14 protein-coding genes are annotated in these 15,394 nt (G+C 63.8%); 11 read left to right on the top strand and 3 right to left on the bottom strand.

Annotated elements, in window-relative coordinates; translation table 11 throughout:
* The first annotated feature begins 80 nt into the window (after positions 1 to 80).
* Entirely contained in the window at positions 81 to 617 is a 537-nt protein-coding gene (gene thpR, locus ABIB73_RS33800) for an RNA 2',3'-cyclic phosphodiesterase (RefSeq protein WP_354231328.1), read from the top strand.
* An 80-nt stretch (positions 618 to 697) separates the two neighbouring features.
* On the opposite strand, the gene ABIB73_RS33795 is transcribed toward thpR, so the two are convergent.
* A complete protein-coding gene (locus tag ABIB73_RS33795; RefSeq protein ID WP_354231326.1) occupies positions 698 to 952 on the bottom strand; it encodes a type II toxin-antitoxin system VapB family antitoxin in 255 nt (84 codons plus the stop codon).
* Between the two features lie 140 nt (positions 953 to 1,092).
* Between ABIB73_RS33795 and zapE the strand changes: the two genes are divergently transcribed.
* The 10 genes from zapE (at position 1,093) to ABIB73_RS33745 (ending at position 13,601) form a co-directional block, all read left to right on the top strand.
* Complete coding sequence (zapE, locus tag ABIB73_RS33790; RefSeq protein ID WP_354231324.1) at positions 1,093 to 2,280, top strand: cell division protein ZapE; 1,188 nt, start codon at positions 1,093 to 1,095, stop codon at positions 2,278 to 2,280.
* A 182-nt stretch (positions 2,281 to 2,462) separates the two neighbouring features.
* Entirely contained in the window at positions 2,463 to 3,431 is a 969-nt protein-coding gene (gene mdh / locus ABIB73_RS33785; protein WP_354231322.1) for a malate dehydrogenase, read from the top strand.
* Positions 3,432 to 3,648: 217 nt separating this feature from the next.
* Entirely contained in the window at positions 3,649 to 4,845 is a 1,197-nt protein-coding gene (sucC, locus tag ABIB73_RS33780) for an ADP-forming succinate--CoA ligase subunit beta (RefSeq protein WP_354231320.1), read from the top strand.
* Between the two features lie 4 nt (positions 4,846 to 4,849).
* Positions 4,850 to 5,329, top strand: a complete 480-nt coding sequence (locus ABIB73_RS33775) for a DUF1579 family protein (protein WP_354231318.1) — start codon at positions 4,850 to 4,852, stop codon at positions 5,327 to 5,329.
* Between the two features lie 33 nt (positions 5,330 to 5,362).
* Positions 5,363 to 6,247, top strand: coding sequence for a succinate--CoA ligase subunit alpha (sucD, locus tag ABIB73_RS33770; RefSeq protein WP_354231316.1), 885 nt, complete (start codon positions 5,363 to 5,365; stop codon positions 6,245 to 6,247).
* Between the two features lie 137 nt (positions 6,248 to 6,384).
* Positions 6,385 to 9,354 carry a 2-oxoglutarate dehydrogenase E1 component gene (locus ABIB73_RS33765; RefSeq protein WP_354231314.1) on the top strand — a complete coding sequence of 990 codons (2,970 nt, stop codon included), beginning with the start codon at positions 6,385 to 6,387 and terminating at the stop codon, positions 9,352 to 9,354.
* Between the two features lie 180 nt (positions 9,355 to 9,534).
* Complete coding sequence (gene odhB, locus ABIB73_RS33760) at positions 9,535 to 10,782, top strand: 2-oxoglutarate dehydrogenase complex dihydrolipoyllysine-residue succinyltransferase (protein ID WP_354231312.1); 1,248 nt, start codon at positions 9,535 to 9,537, stop codon at positions 10,780 to 10,782.
* A gap of 55 nt (positions 10,783 to 10,837) precedes the next feature.
* Positions 10,838 to 11,599: an SDR family oxidoreductase gene (locus tag ABIB73_RS33755; protein ID WP_502918478.1), complete on the top strand. Its 762-nt coding sequence runs from the start codon at positions 10,838 to 10,840 to the stop codon at positions 11,597 to 11,599.
* Positions 11,600 to 11,635: 36 nt separating this feature from the next.
* Positions 11,636 to 13,036, top strand: a complete 1,401-nt coding sequence (lpdA, locus tag ABIB73_RS33750) for a dihydrolipoyl dehydrogenase (RefSeq protein ID WP_354231308.1) — start codon at positions 11,636 to 11,638, stop codon at positions 13,034 to 13,036.
* 34 nt (positions 13,037 to 13,070) lie between these two features.
* Entirely contained in the window at positions 13,071 to 13,601 is a 531-nt protein-coding gene (locus ABIB73_RS33745; RefSeq protein ID WP_354231306.1) for a hypothetical protein, read from the top strand.
* Between the two features lie 102 nt (positions 13,602 to 13,703).
* Here the strand turns inward: ABIB73_RS33745 and ABIB73_RS33740 are convergent, their stop codons facing one another.
* Entirely contained in the window at positions 13,704 to 14,294 is a 591-nt protein-coding gene (locus tag ABIB73_RS33740) for a DUF4337 domain-containing protein (RefSeq protein ID WP_354231304.1), read from the bottom strand.
* A gap of 90 nt (positions 14,295 to 14,384) precedes the next feature.
* Positions 14,385 to 15,350, bottom strand: a complete 966-nt coding sequence (locus ABIB73_RS33735; RefSeq protein WP_354231302.1) for a tyrosine recombinase XerC — start codon at positions 15,348 to 15,350, stop codon at positions 14,385 to 14,387.
* Positions 15,351 to 15,394 lie beyond the last annotated feature (44 nt).

Genomic DNA, 15,394 nt, shown 5'->3' with positions numbered 1-15,394 from the left:
GGTACCGGTGATTCGTCGCCGGCTCTAATTTGGATAAGCTCTGCTGAGGGGTCGTATCCAAGCATCGGGAGTGCGAAACGATGCCGCGTTTGTTCACTGGTCTGGAAATTCCGGCCGAGGTCAGCCAGACGCTTTCCAACTTGAGGGGCGGCCTTCCCGGCGCCCGCTGGATCGATCCCGAAAATTATCACGTCACCTTGCGCTTCATCGGCGATATCGACGGCATCTCCGCCAACGAGATCGCCTCGATGCTGTTTCGCGTCAACCGCAAACCCTTCGAGGTGAAGGTGCAGGGGCTAACGAGTTTCGGCGGCCGCAAGCCGCGCGCGGTGGTCGCCACCATTGCGCCGAGCAAGCCGCTGATCGAATTGCAGGCCGAGCTCGAACGGATGATGCAGCGGATCGGCCTCGACCCGGAAGGCCGCAAGTTCATCCCGCATGTCACGCTGGCCCGGCTGCACGACGCCTCCGACCGTGACGTCGCCGACTATCTCTCGCTGCGCGGCTACTTCCCGAGCAAGGCGTTTCTTGCAGAGCGCTTCGTGCTGTTCTCGTCGCGCGCCTCCACCGGCGGCGGCCCGTATGTGGTCGAGGACGCCTACGAGCTTTGTCCGTGAGTTTGGCTATCAAGAATTTGGCTATCAAGAAGATGAGACGCGGACCCATATGGCGCGTAGACGCGTAGCGTTGATCGCGATCAGAATGGCAATCCGTGTTTGTCATATCCCACAATTTCGTCTGGCGTCCGGTCGGCTATCACAGGCAGTTCGCTCCAGCGTCGACGGATTGCGGCCATATCGTCCAAGAGAGCGGTTTTGCGATGCTGATTGCTGATCCGGCCCAGCCGCTCCTCGATAGCTCGCTTCGTCGCGATCGCAACGGTCTCGCCGGTGAGTTGCGCCAGACTCCACGCCAGATGTTCGGTCTCGGAATCCTCGATGCTAAAAGCCATGTTAGCAACCCCGTGGTAGCCGGTTTAACCCTCTGATATCTCAGCCGTATGCCCGCTCCCACGTGGACAAAGTCAAGCGCATACGCCCCTTGCACCAATATACCGTTGCAATTTGCCGCCGTCTCTGGCGGTAAAGGGCCATGCTCTCGACCCCCAGTTCCTCTTTCCGCGACGCGTACCAGGCCCAGATCGCGTCCGGCGCGATCGAGCCCGATGCCGCGCAGGCCGAGGTCGCCGAAGCCTATGCGGCGCTCGACCTTCGGCTCGCGGACTACAAGCCGCCGCGCAAGCAGGGCCTGCTCAGCCGCCTGTTCAGCAGCAGCGACAAGGACGAGGCGCCGCGCGGGCTCTACGTCCATGGCGAAGTCGGACGCGGCAAGACCATGCTGATGGATCTGTTCTTCCAGTACAGTACCGTCGAGCACAAGCGGCGCGCGCATTTCCATGAATTCATGGCCGAGGCGCATGAGCGCATCTACGACTATCGCCAGAGCATTTCGCGCGGCGAGATCGCCGATGGCGACGTCATCGCGCTGACCGCGCATGCGATCTTCGAGGAGAGCTGGCTGCTCTGCTTCGACGAATTCCACGTTACCGACATCGCCGACGCGATGATCCTTGGCCGCCTTTTCTCAAAGCTGTTCGAACTCGGCACCGTGGTGGTCGCGACCTCCAACGTCGCGCCGGACGATCTCTACAAAGGTGGCTTGAATCGTTCGTTGTTCCTGCCGTTCATCAAGCAGATCACCGACCACATGGACGTGCTGCGGCTCGATGCGCGGACCGACTTCCGGCTGGAGAAACTTCAGGGCGTGCCGATGTGGCTGACGCCGGCAGATGCCGATGCGGACACCGCGATCGCCCGCGCCTGGTCGAAGATGACCGGCGGCGCCAAATGCAAGCCGCGCGATATTTCGATCAAGGGCCGCATCCTGCACGTGCCGTGCTCGGCCCATGGCGTGGCGCGGTTTGCGTTCGCCGATCTCTGCGAGAAGCCGCTCGGGGCATCCGACTACCTCAGGCTCGCGCACGACTATCACACCATCCTGGTCGACCATATTCCAGTGATGGACCTCTCTCAGCGCAACGCCGCCAAGCGTTTCATCACGCTGATCGACACGCTCTATGACAATGCCGTGAAGTTGATGGCGTCGGCCGATGCCAATCCGATTTCGCTCTACCTCGCCGATGAGGGCAACGAGGCCAACGAGTTCAAGCGGACCTCGTCGCGCCTGATCGAAATGAGCTCGGAATCCTATCTGGCGCTGCCTCACGGCCGCAAGGATTCCACCGCCAGCGGCTCGACCAAGGGCCTGGTAGAGACTTAAGTCCTATTACCAGACGTCGTCATTCCGGGGCGCGCGAAGCGCGAGCCCGGAATGACGGGGCTGCATGCCCGAGGCATCAGCAAGCCCGACAATTGGGCATCCGCCGACTTGAACGGGGGAAGCGAAAGGGATAACCACCCTGTCAGTTTTCCCCTCCTTACGTGTCTAAAGGACAGGTTCACATGGCGCGCGACAAGATTGCTTTGATTGGCTCCGGTCAGATCGGCGGAACGCTGGCTCATCTCATCGGCCTGAAAGAACTGGGCGACGTCGTGATGTTCGACATCGCCGAGGGCGTGCCGCAGGGCAAGGCACTCGACATCGCGCAGTCCTCGCCGGTCGATGGTTTTGACGCGCACTTCACCGGCGCCAATTCCTACGAGGCGCTCGACAACGCCAAAGTCTGCATCGTCACCGCCGGCGTGCCGCGCAAGCCGGGCATGAGCCGCGACGACCTCCTCTCCATCAACCTCAAGGTCATGGAGCAGGTCGGCGCCGGCATCAAGAAGTACGCCCCCGACGCCTTCGTCATCTGCATCACCAACCCGCTCGACGCCATGGTCTGGGCGCTCCAGAAGGCCTCGGGCCTGCCGCACAAGAAGGTCGTCGGCATGGCCGGCGTGCTGGATTCCTCGCGCTTCCGCTACTTCCTGGCCGACGAGTTCAACGTCTCGGTTGAAGACGTCACCGCCTTCGTGCTCGGCGGCCATGGCGACACCATGGTGCCGCTGGTGAAGTACTCCACCGTCGCCGGCATCCCGCTGCCCGACCTCGTCAAGATGGGCTGGACCTCGCAGGCGCGCCTCGACGAGATCGTCGACCGCACCCGCAACGGCGGCGCCGAGATCGTCAATTTGCTCAAGACCGGCTCGGCCTTCTACGCCCCAGCCGCTTCCGCGATCGCGATGGCCGAGAGCTATCTGCGCGACAAGAAGCGCGTGCTGGCCTCAGCCGCCTACCTCAACGGCGAATACGGCGTGAAGGACATGTATGTCGGCGTGCCCGTCGTGATCGGCTCCAAGGGCGTCGAGCGCGTCGTCGAGATCGAACTTTCCGGCAAGGACCGCGAGGCCTTCGACAAGTCGGTCGGCGCGGTGCAGGGTCTGGTCGACGCCTGCAAGAAGATCGCACCTGATCTTCTCGGCCGCTAAGCCAACAACCCCCGCCGAAGATCGAAAATGATCTTCGGCGGTTTCACTTCCGGGGCCCGGCTGCAACACTTGTTGAAGGCTGGCGGGTTCCGGGTCCGGAAGTCCAGAAATCCATGTCAAAGAATCCGGGTTGCAGTTCCTGTGGTATATGGTATGCCAGCCACAAGACTGAGGTGGGCCTACGAGGTCACCGCCCGCGGGTTCAGGGAGCGACTATATGAATATCCATGAATATCAGGCCAAAGCGCTGCTGAACGAGTTCGGCGTGGCGATCTCCAAGGGCGTTCCGGTTCTGAAGGCGGCTGATGCGGAAGCTGCCGCCAAGGCCCTCCCGGGCCCGGTCTGGGTGGTGAAGAGCCAGATCCATGCCGGCGGCCGCGGCAAGGGCAAGTTCAAGGAAGCCTCGGCCGGCGACAAGGGCGGCGTCCGCATCGCCAAGTCGGCCGCGGAAGTCACCGAATTCGCCAAGCAGATGCTCGGCGCCACGCTGGTGACGATCCAGACCGGCGCCGCCGGCAAGCAGGTCAACCGCCTCTACATCGAGGACGGCTCCGACATCGACAAGGAATTCTATCTCTCGATCCTGGTCGACCGCGAGACCTCGCGCGTTTCGTTCGTGGTGTCGACCGAGGGCGGTGTCAACATCGAGGACGTCGCGCACAACAGCCCCGAGAAGATCGTGACCTTCTCGGTCGATCCGGCGACCGGCATCATGGGCCACCACGGCCGCACCGTCGCGAACGCGCTGAAGTTGTCCGGCGATCTCGCCAAGCAGGCCGAGAAGCTCACCGCGCAGCTCTACGCGGCGTTCGTCGCCAAGGACATGTCGATGTTGGAGATCAACCCGCTGGTCGTGACCAAGCAGGGCCAGCTCCGCGTGCTCGACGCCAAGGTGTCGTTCGACGACAACGCGCTGTTCCGTCATCCCGAGGTGCTCGCGCTGCGCGACGAGACCGAGGAAGACGCCAAGGAAATCGAGGCGTCGAAATACGACCTCAACTACGTCACCCTCGACGGTAATATCGGTTGCATGGTCAACGGCGCCGGTCTCGCCATGGCGACGATGGACATCATCAAGCTCTACGGCATGGCGCCGGCGAACTTCCTCGACGTCGGCGGCAGCGCCAGCAAGGAGAAGGTTGCGGCGGCGTTCAAGATCATCACCGCCGACCCGAACGTGAAGGGCATCCTGGTCAACATCTTCGGTGGTATCATGAAGTGCGACGTGATCGCCGAGGGCGTCACCGCCGCCGTGCGCGAGGTCGGCCTCAGCGTGCCGCTGGTGGTCCGCCTCGAAGGCACCAATGTCGAGCTGGGCAAGAAGATCATCCGTGAATCCGGCCTGAACGTGGTGCCGGCCGACAATCTCGATGACGCCGCGCAGAAGATCGTGAAGGCCGTCAAGGGAGGCTAAGGCCATGACCCAAGACCATCTCGCCGCATCATCTCCGCTGCCGGAGCACGCGCGTCTTGCCGCGTTCGCCGGCGAATGGAATGGCGAAGAGGTGGTCTTCCCGTCGCGCTGGACCGCCGGCGGGCCGGCGACCTCGCGCACCGTGGCGCGCATGGATCTCAACGGCTTCTACCTGATCCAGGACTCCGTCCAGATGCGCGACGGCAAGGAGATCTTCGCCACCCACGGCATCTTCACCTACGATCGCGACGACCGGACCTATAAATTGTTCTGGTACGACTCGCTCGGCTACACGCCGCCCTCGCCCGCCTCAGGCGGCTGGGTCGGCAAGACCCTGACGCTGGTGCGCGGCTCGCTGCGCGGCAATGCGCGCCACGTCTACGAAATCATCGACGACGATGCCTATTCGTTGAAGATCCAGTTCTCGCCGGACGCGGAAGGCTGGGCTGACGTGCTCACCGGCGTCTACCGCCGCATCCACTGACCTCTCACTGTTAGTTTCGCGAAAGCAGACCTCATGTCCATCCTGATCGACAAGAACACCAAGGTCATCTGCCAGGGCTTCACCGGCAAGAACGGTACCTTCCACTCCGAGGCCGCGATTGCCTACGGCACCAAGATGGTCGGCGGCACCTCGCCGGGCAAAGGCGGCTCGACGCATCTGGGCCTGCCGGTGTTCGACACCGTACGTGATGCGCGTGAGAAGACCGGCGCGGATGCGTCGGTGATCTACGTGCCGCCGCCGGGCGCTGCCGACGCGATCTGTGAAGCCATCGATGCCGAGATCCCGCTGATCGTCTGCATCACCGAGGGCATTCCGGTCCTCGACATGGTGCGGGTGAAGCGCTCGCTCGCCGGCTCCAAGTCGCGCCTGATCGGGCCGAACTGCCCGGGCGTCATGACCGCTGGCGAATGCAAGATCGGCATCATGCCGGCCAACATCTTCAAGACCGGCAGCGTCGGCATCGTCTCCCGCTCGGGCACGCTGACCTACGAAGCCGTGTTCCAGACCTCCCAGGAAGGCCTCGGCCAGACCACCGCGGTCGGCATCGGCGGCGACCCGGTCAAGGGAACCGAGTTCATCGACGTGCTGGAGATGCTGCTCGCCGACCCCAAGACCGAGTCGATCATCATGATCGGCGAGATCGGCGGTTCCGCCGAGGAGGATGCCGCCCAGTTCCTCAAGGACGAGGCCAAGCGTGGCCGCAAGAAGCCGATGGTCGGTTTCATCGCCGGTGTCACCGCTCCTCCCGGCCGCCGCATGGGTCATGCCGGCGCGATCATCTCGGGCGGCAAGGGTGACGCCGGTTCCAAGACCGACGCGATGAAATCGGCTGGAATTACAGTCTCGCCGTCTCCCGCCCGCCTCGGGCACACTCTTGCCGAAAAGTTGAAAAGCTAATTCACTTCTTCGTACTTTTCCGGGCGAAGTTTCGCAGCAAATAGGATAAATGGTGCCTGTCGCGTCGAGCCTCTGCCGGGGAGCTTGACGCCAGCGCCGTTTGTTATGCGCGAACCGAAATCGCCAGGAACTCAAGTATGTCTCGCCAGGACGCGAACGCAGCCTTTGCCCTCTCCTCCTTTTTGCAGGGCACCAACGCCACCTACATCGACGAAATCTACGCCCGCTACGAGAAGGACCCGTCCTCGGTCGACGCCGAGTGGCAGGAGTTCTTCAAGAGCCTGAAGGACCAGCCGGACGACGTCCGCAAGAACGCCCAGGGGCCGTCCTGGGAGCGCGCCAATTGGCCGCTGGCGCCGCAGGACGACCTTACCTCCGCCCTCGACGGTAACTGGGCGGAAGTCGAGAAGGCGGTCGGCAGCAAGATCGCCGCCAAGGCGCAGGCCAAGAGCGGTGACAAGGGCGCCGAACTCTCTTCCGCCGATGTGCTCCAGGCGACGCGCGACTCGGTCCGCGCGCTGATGCTGATCCGCTCCTATCGCATGCGCGGCCACTTCCACGCCAAGCTCGATCCGCTCGGCATCGAGGCGCCCCGCAACCGCGAAGAGCTCGACCCCCGCACCTACGGCTTCAGCGAAGCCGATTTCGACCGCAAGATCTTCCTCGATCACGTGCTCGGCCTCGAATACGCCAGCTTGCGCGAAATCACCGCGATCTGCGAGCGCACCTACTGCCAGACGCTTGGCGTCGAGTTCATGCACATCAGCAACGCTGCGCAGAAGGCCTGGATCCAGGAGCGCATCGAAGGGCCGGACAAGGAGATCTCCTTCACCCGCGAAGGTCGCCGCGCCATCCTGATGAAGCTGGTCGAAGCCGAAGGCTTTGAGAAATTCTGCGACACCAAGTTCACCGGCACCAAGCGTTTCGGTCTCGACGGCGCTGAGTCGCTGATCCCGGCGCTCGAGCAGATCATCAAGCGTGGCGGCAATCTCGGCGTGAAGGAAGTCGTGGTCGGCATGCCGCATCGCGGCCGCCTCAACGTGCTGACGCAGGTGATGGGCAAGGCCCATCGCGCCCTGTTCCACGAATTCAAGGGCGGCTCGGCCAATCCGGACGCGGTGGAAGGCTCCGGCGACGTCAAGTATCACCTCGGCGCGTCCTCGGACCGCGAGTTCGACGGCAACCGCATCCATCTGTCGCTGACCGCGAACCCCTCGCATCTCGAGATCGTCGATCCCGTGGTGCTCGGCAAGGTCCGCGCCAAGCAGGACCAGCACGGCGATCCGCCGGACCAGCGCATTTCGGTGATGCCGCTCCTGATGCACGGCGACGCCGCGTTCGCCGGCCAGGGCGTCGTCGCGGAGTGCTTCGGCCTCTCGGACCTGAAGGGCTACCGCACCGGCGGCTCCGTGCACTTCATCGTCAACAACCAGATCGGCTTCACCACCTATCCGCGCTATTCGCGCTCCTCGCCGTATCCGTCGGATGTGGCGAAGATGATCGATGCGCCGATCTTCCACGTCAACGGCGACGATCCGGAAGCCGTGGTGTTCGCGGCCAAGGTCGCGACCGAGTTCCGGCAGAAATTCCACAAGCCCGTCGTCATCGACATGTTCTGCTATCGCAGGCACGGCCATAACGAGGGCGACGAGCCGGCTTTCACCCAGCCGGTGATGTACAAGAAGATCGCAGCTCATCCCACAACGCTGGAGCTCTACGCCCGCCGCCTGATCAGCGAAGGCGTGATGACCGAGGGCGAGGTCGACAAGGCCAAGGCCGACTGGCGTGCGCGGCTCGATGCCGAGTTCGAAGCCGGCACCGGTTACAAGCCGAACAAGGCCGACTGGCTCGACGGCAAGTGGGCGGGCTTCAAGATCGCCGACCAGGAAGAAGATGCGCGGCGCGGCATCACCGGCGTCGACATCACCGAGCTGAAGGATATCGGCCGCAAGATCACCAAGGTGCCGGACGGTTTCCGCGTCCACCGCACCATCCAGCGCTTCCTCGAGAACCGCTCCAAGGCGATCGACAGCGGCAACGGCATCGACTGGGCGACCGGCGAGGCGCTAGCGTTCTGCACGCTGCTCAACGAGAACCACCATGTCCGCCTGTCCGGGCAGGATTCGGAGCGCGGCACTTTCTCGCAGCGCCACTCGGTCCTGATCGACCAGGAGGACGAGAGCCGTTACACGCCGTACAACCATCTCGGCCACGAGCAGGGCCATTACGAGGTCATCAACTCGCTGCTGTCGGAAGAAGCCGTGCTCGGCTTCGAATACGGCTATTCGCTCGCGGAGCCGAACACGCTGACACTGTGGGAAGCCCAGTTCGGCGACTTCGCCAACGGTGCGCAGGTCGTGTTCGACCAGTTCATCTCCTCGGGCGAGCGCAAATGGCTGCGCATGTCGGGTCTCGTCTGCCTGTTGCCGCACGGCTATGAGGGCCAGGGACCGGAGCACTCCTCGGCGCGTCTCGAGCGTTACTTGCAGATGTGCGCGGAAGACAACATGCAGGTGGTCTATCCGACCACGCCGGCGAACTACTTCCATGTGCTGCGCCGGCAGCTCCATCGCGAGATCCGCAAGCCGCTGATTGTGATGACGCCGAAGTCGCTGCTGCGTCACAAGCGGGCGGTGTCGCGCCTGGAGGAGCTCGCCAAGGGAACGACCTTTCACCGTATTCTCTACGATGACGCCCAGATGCTGCCGAACGAGGCCGTCAAGCTCGTTCCCGACGACAAGATCCGCCGTATCGTGCTCTGCTCCGGCAAGGTCTATTACGACCTCTACGAGGAGCGCGAGAAGCGCGGCATCGACGACATCTATCTGATGCGCGTCGAGCAGCTCTATCCGGTGCCGCTCAAGGCGCTGGTGGCCGAATTGTCGCGCTTCAAGAAGGCGGAAGTGATCTGGTGCCAGGAAGAGCCGCGCAACATGGGTGCGTGGCACTTCATCGAGCCCTATCTGGAATGGGTGCTGAACCAGGTGAACGGTGTGAGCCGGCGTCCGCGTTATGTCGGCCGCGCCGCTTCCGCCGCGACCGCCACTGGCTTGATGTCGAAGCATCAGGCGCAGTTGAAGGCGTTCCTGGACGAAGCATTGAGCTAATCAATTCTCGACTGAGTCATGCCCCGCGAATGCGGGGCATCCAGTAATCCGCGGCGTTCGTTTTGATCACGAAAGTCACGGCGTACTGGATCGCCCTCCCCAGTGCGCAAGCGCGCACAAGGCGGGCGATGACATGTAAAATTCACGACCCGCATTGGCGATCTCCTTAAGGAAAAGACCATGACTGAAATTCGTGTGCCGACGCTCGGCGAATCCGTCACCGAGGCCACCATCGGCCGCTGGTTCAAGAAGGCCGGCGATCCCGTCGCCGTCGACGAGCCCTTGGTGGAGCTCGAGACCGACAAGGTCACCATCGAAGTCCCGGCGCCCACCGCCGGCACGCTGAGCGAGATCATCGCTGCCGATGGCACGACGGTTGCGGTCGGCGCGCTGCTCGGCCAGATCACCGAAGGCGCCGCGGGTGCCGCCAGGCCGGCCGCTGCTCCTGCAAAGCCCGCGGCTGCCGCTCCGGCCGCCGCAGCTGCTGCGGCCCCCGCACCGGCCCCGGCTAAGGCGGCTCCGACCGATGCGCCGCTCGCGCCGTCCGTGCGCAAGCTGTCGGCCGAGACCGGCATCGACGCTTCGACCGTTCCGGGCTCCGGCAAGGACGGCCGCGTCACCAAGGGCGACATGCTCGCTGCGATCGAGCGCGCTGCGTCCGCGCCGACCCCGGTCAATCAGCCCGCCGCCGCCGTTCAGGTGCGCAGCCCCTCGCCGGCCGATGACGCCGCCCGCGAAGAGCGCGTCAAGATGACCCGGCTGCGCCAGACCATCGCGCGCCGCCTGAAGGACGTGCAGAACACCGCTGCGATGCTCACGACCTTCAACGAAGTCGACATGACCAACGTCATGGCGCTGCGGGCGCACTACAAGGACGCGTTCGAGAAGAAGCACGGCTCGAAGCTTGGCTTCATGGGCTTCTTCACCAAGGCCGTCGTGCAGGGGCTGAAGGACATCCCGGCCGTCAACGCCGAGATCGACGGCACCGACCTGATCTACAAGAACTACTACCACATCGGCGTCGCCGTCGGCACCGACAAGGGCCTCGTCGTACCTGTCGTGCGCGACTGCGACAACAAGTCGATCGCCGACATCGAGAAGGGCATTGCGGATTTCGGTCGCCGCGCCCGCGATGGCCAGCTCAAGATCGACGAGATGCAGGGCGGCACCTTCACCATCACCAATGGCGGCATCTACGGCTCGCTGATGTCGACGCCGATCCTGAACGCGCCGCAGTCCGGCATCCTCGGCATGCACAAGATCCAGGAGCGGCCGATGGTGATCGGCGGCAAGATCGAAGTCCGCCCGATGATGTATCTGGCGCTGTCCTATGATCACCGCGTGATCGACGGCAAGGAAGCCGTCACCTTCCTGGTTCGCGTCAAGGAGAGCCTGGAAGATCCGGCGCGGCTGGTGCTGGACCTCTGATTCCTGATGCCTTGAAAACGCCGTCGCCTCTATGGGCGACGGCGTTTGTCGAAAGATGGAGGCGAGCGTGACGGATAAAGTCGTTGTCATCACCGGCGGCAGCCGCGGCATTGGCCGGGCGACCGCGATCGCGTCGGCCGCGCGCGGCTTCCGCGTCGTGGTCGGCTATGCCAGCAACAAGACAGCTGCCGATGAGGTCGTCGCGGAGATCGCCGCGAGCAACGGCAAGGCCATCGCAGTGAAATGCGATGTCGCCGAGGAAAGCGACATTCTCGAGCTGTTCAATGCGGCGGACAAGTTCGGCACGCTAGGGGCGCTCGTCAACAATGGCGGCATTGTCGGCAAGAGCGGCGTGCGCGTCGACGAGATGTCGGCCGAGCGCATTCAGCGCGTGATGGCGGTCAACGTCACCGGCTCCATCCTCTGCGCGCGCGAAGCCGTGAAGCGGATGTCGACCAAGCACGGCGGCAAGGGTGGCGTCATCGTCAATCTGTCATCGGTTGCTGCCAAGCTCGGCGCGCCCAATACCTATGTCGACTATGCCGCCTCCAAGGGCGCGATCGATTCCTTCACCATCGGCCTCGGTTATGAGGTCGCCAGCGAAGGCATTCGCGTCGCGGGCATTCGCCCCGGCCTGATCGACACCGAAATCCACGCCTCCGGCGGCGAACCCGATCGGCACCATCGTCTGGCCCATATGGTGCCGATGAAGCGTGTCGGCACCGCCGAGGAAATCGCCAATGCCATCGTCTGGCTGATGTCGGACGATGCCTCCTACGTCACTTCAGCCATTCTCGATGTGTCCGGCGGACGCTGACACATCCCTCCACGCTTAACCTACGGGACTTCTCTCATGGCTACCTACGATCTCGTCGTCATCGGCACCGGACCGGGCGGTTATGTCTGCGCGGTGCGCGCCAGCCAGCTCGGCATGAAAGTCGCCGTGGTGGAAAAGAACACCACGCTCGGCGGCACCTGCCTCAATGTCGGCTGCATGCCGTCGAAGGCGCTGCTGCACGCTTCGGAGATGTTCGAGGAGGCCGGGCATTCCTTCGCCAAGATGGGTGTGTCGGTTTCGGCGCCGAAGCTCGACCTGCCGTCGATGATGAACTTCAAGCAGCAGGGCATCGACGGCAACGTCAGGGGCGTCGAGTTCCTGATGAAGAAGAACAAGGTCGACGTGCTCAAGGGCACCGGCAAGATCCTCGGCACCGGCAAGATCGAAGTCTCCGCCGACGGCAAGTCGCAAATCATCGAGACCAAGAGCATCGTGATCGCCACCGGCTCCGACATCGCGCAGCTGAAGGGCATCGAGATCGACGAGAAGCGTATCGTGTCGTCGACCGGCGCGCTGTCGCTGGACAAGGTCCCCGGCAAGCTCCTGATCGTCGGCGCCGGCGTGATCGGGCTCGAGCTCGGCTCGGTCTGGCACCGTCTCGGCGCCGAAGTCGTCGTCGTCGAATTCCTGGATCGCATTTTGCCCGGCATGGATGGCGAGATCGCCAAGCAGTTCCAGCGCATCCTGGAAAAGCAGGGCTTTGCGTTCAAGCTCGGCGCCAAGGTCACCGGCGTCGACATTGCGGGCAAGTCGCTGAAGGCGTCTATTGAGCCCGCCGCCGGCGGCGCTGCGGAAACGCTGGAAGCCGACGTCGTTCTCGTCTGCATCGGACGCGTGCCCTACACCGATGGGTTGGGTCTGAAGGAAGCCGGCGTTGCGCTCGACAATCGCGGCCGCGTGCAGATCGATCCGCACTTCGCCACCAGCCTGAAGGGCGTCTACGCCATCGGCGACGTCGTCGCCGGTCCCATGCTCGCGCATAAGGCCGAGGATGAAGGCGTTGCGGTTGCGGAGATCATCGCAGGGCAAGCCGGCCACGTGAACTACGATGTTATCCCAGGCGTCGTGTATACCACGCCGGAAGTGTCCTCCGTCGGCAAGACCGAGGAGGAACTGAAGCAGGCCGGCGTGGCTTATACCGTCGGGAAGTTTCCCTTTACCGCCAACGGCCGTTCCAAGGTCAACCAGACCACCGACGGCTTTGTGAAGATTCTCGCAGATGCGAAAACCGATCGCGTGCTCGGCGTGCACATTATCGGCATTGAGGCCGGCGAAATGATCCACGAAGCCTGCGTTCTCATGGAGTTTGGTGGCAGTGCGGAGGATCTCGCCCGCACCTGCCATGCGCATCCGACCCGCTCGGAGGCCATCAAGGAAGCCGCGCTTGCAGTCGGCAAGCGGGCCATCCATATGTAGGCGACGCCCCGAGCCGAATCGGGCGGGAATACACATGCTGCGCCGCCTTCTTCAACCGGTCTGGGTCCTGCTGGCGATCATCTTCCTGATCGAAGCCTGGCTGTGGGATCATCTCGAGCCGATCGTCGCGCGGGTCGTCGCAATCATCCCGCTCGCCCGGTTCAAGCAATGGCTGGCGGAGCGCGTCGATGCGCTGTCGCCGGCCATGACGCTGATCGTGTTCGCGGTCCCCATCATCCCGCTGTTTCCGCTCAAGCTGGTCGGCCTGTGGCTGCTCACGCATGAATACTGGACCAGCGCGGTGTTCACGATCCTGTTCGCAAAAATGCTCGGCGTCGGCGTCACCGCCTTCGTGTTCGACGTCACGCGCGACAAGCTTCTGGAGATGGCCTGGTTCGAGCGGCTCTATGAGCTGGTGCTGAGGCTGCGTGCCAAGGCCTCCGAGATCGTCGATCCGGTCAAGCGGCGCATCAAGGAGCTGATCGCGGGCAACGGCGAGGGCTGGTCCTCGCGCACGCTCCGCCTGATCCAGCGCTTCCGCAAGAGCGTGCACGAAGCGCGCTGATCCTAGCAACTGGTCTATCCCCGTCACCCTGGGCTGGCCGCTTCTTCAGCTCGCACCCTCAGGATGACGGGATTAACACCAACGTTGCCGGGCCCAGCCCTATCAGTGCAGATGCAGCAGATGCGGCCACCACGCGCCGAGTACAGTCATCGTCAGGCCGGCAAGCGTCAGCAGGCCGCTGATATAGGCTAGCGCGACCATGCCAGTGATGATGGTCGCCGACGCCAGCACGATGCCGATCTGGAAGGCGGCCGACGCGAGCTCGAAGTGGTGGTATTTGGCCGTGGCCTCGTCCCGCTCATGCTCGGCGTCCTTGGCCTTCTCGGCGAGCTGTTCGGTACCTTCTTTGGTCTCCGGCTCGGAGCGGTAGCGCGCCGCGGTCTTCTGCCAGTCGTCGATCTGCTTCTGCACCGCGGTCCTGGTGGCGTCGTCGGTTGCGGAGCCCAGCGTCAGCTTGCCCTGCTCGGCCGCGGTCTGCACCACCGTGCGGCGGATGCTCTTCGCCTGGAAGAAGGCCCAGAGGTTGGAGGCCTCGACGTTCTTGCTGATCGATTCGGTCTGGGCGCCCTTGCCGAGCGTTTCCGAAATCGCCAGGAATAGCGCCAGCACGGCGATCAGAAGGGCGATCTTCCTGTTCTCGCCGGATGCGTGCTCGGCATGCTCCGCATGCTCCATGCTCTCATGTGCGCTCATCATTCCCCTCCTGCCTTGGTTTCCCACGATTGACCGAACCGCGGGCGCCGCGCAAGAGGCATGCGCGCTATGACAGCTTCATGTCAGGATTCAGCGGCGCGGATGCGCGCTCGCATAGACCTCAAGCAGCCGCTCGGAATCGATGCCGGTGTAGATCTGCGTGGTCGAGAGCGAGGAGTGGCCGAGCAGTTCCTGGATCGCGCGCAGATCGCCACCGCGTGACAGCAGATGCGTGGCGAAAGAATGCCGGAGCGCATGCGGCGTGGCGCTGTCGGGCAGACCGAGCGCGCCGCGCAGCCGCTCCATCGCGAGCTGGATGATGCGCGGGCTCAGGGGCCCGCCGCGCGCGCCGAGGAAGATCGGTCCCTCGGGGGGGAGAGGATGCGGGCACGCCGCGACATACTCGTCGACCAGCGCCAGCACGTTTTGCAGCACCGGCACCATGCGCGTCTTGTTGCCTTTGCCGGTGACGATCAGCACGTCGCCTTCGCCGGCTCGCGGGACTTCGCGGCGTTTCAAGCCCAGCGCTTCGGAGATGCGCAGGCCTGATCCATACAAGAGAGCCATCACAGCGGCGTCGCGCACCAAAATCCAGGTCTCGCGGTCCTCGCCGGCGCGCTCGTCGGCGTCCGCAAGGCGCTTTGCCGACGCCATCGGCAACGGCTTCGGCAGTGTTTTGGCGACCTTCGGCGCACGGATCGCCGAGAGCGCCCCGACCTTGCCCTTGCCTTCGCGTTCCAGGAAGCGGCCGAACGAGCGCAGGCCCGCCAGCGCGCGCATCAGCGAGCGGCCGGCAATGTCGTCGGCGCGGCGCATCGCCATGAAGGCGCGAACGTCCGTTGCTTCGAGCGCAGCGAAGCGTTTTAGCGTCACGCGCTCGCCCCAATGGGCGCAGAGGAAATCCAGGCACTGCCGCAAGTCGCGGCCATAGGCCTCCAGCGTTTTCGGCGACAGCCGCCGCTCGGCGCCGAGATGCGACAGCCAGCGCGCCATCTCCTGCGCGATCGACGGATCGGCGCTGGCGAGCTCGATTTGTGGGGCGGCCGCTTTGCTCATGAGCTCTGGACGTGGTGATTCCGCACAGTATATCGCATCACACC

Source organism: Bradyrhizobium sp. F1.4.3 (genome assembly GCF_040548375.1).
Lineage (GTDB): Bacteria > Pseudomonadota > Alphaproteobacteria > Rhizobiales > Xanthobacteraceae > Bradyrhizobium.
Note: the sequence above shows the minus strand (reverse complement) of the source record. Positions and strands in the feature narration are given on the sequence as shown.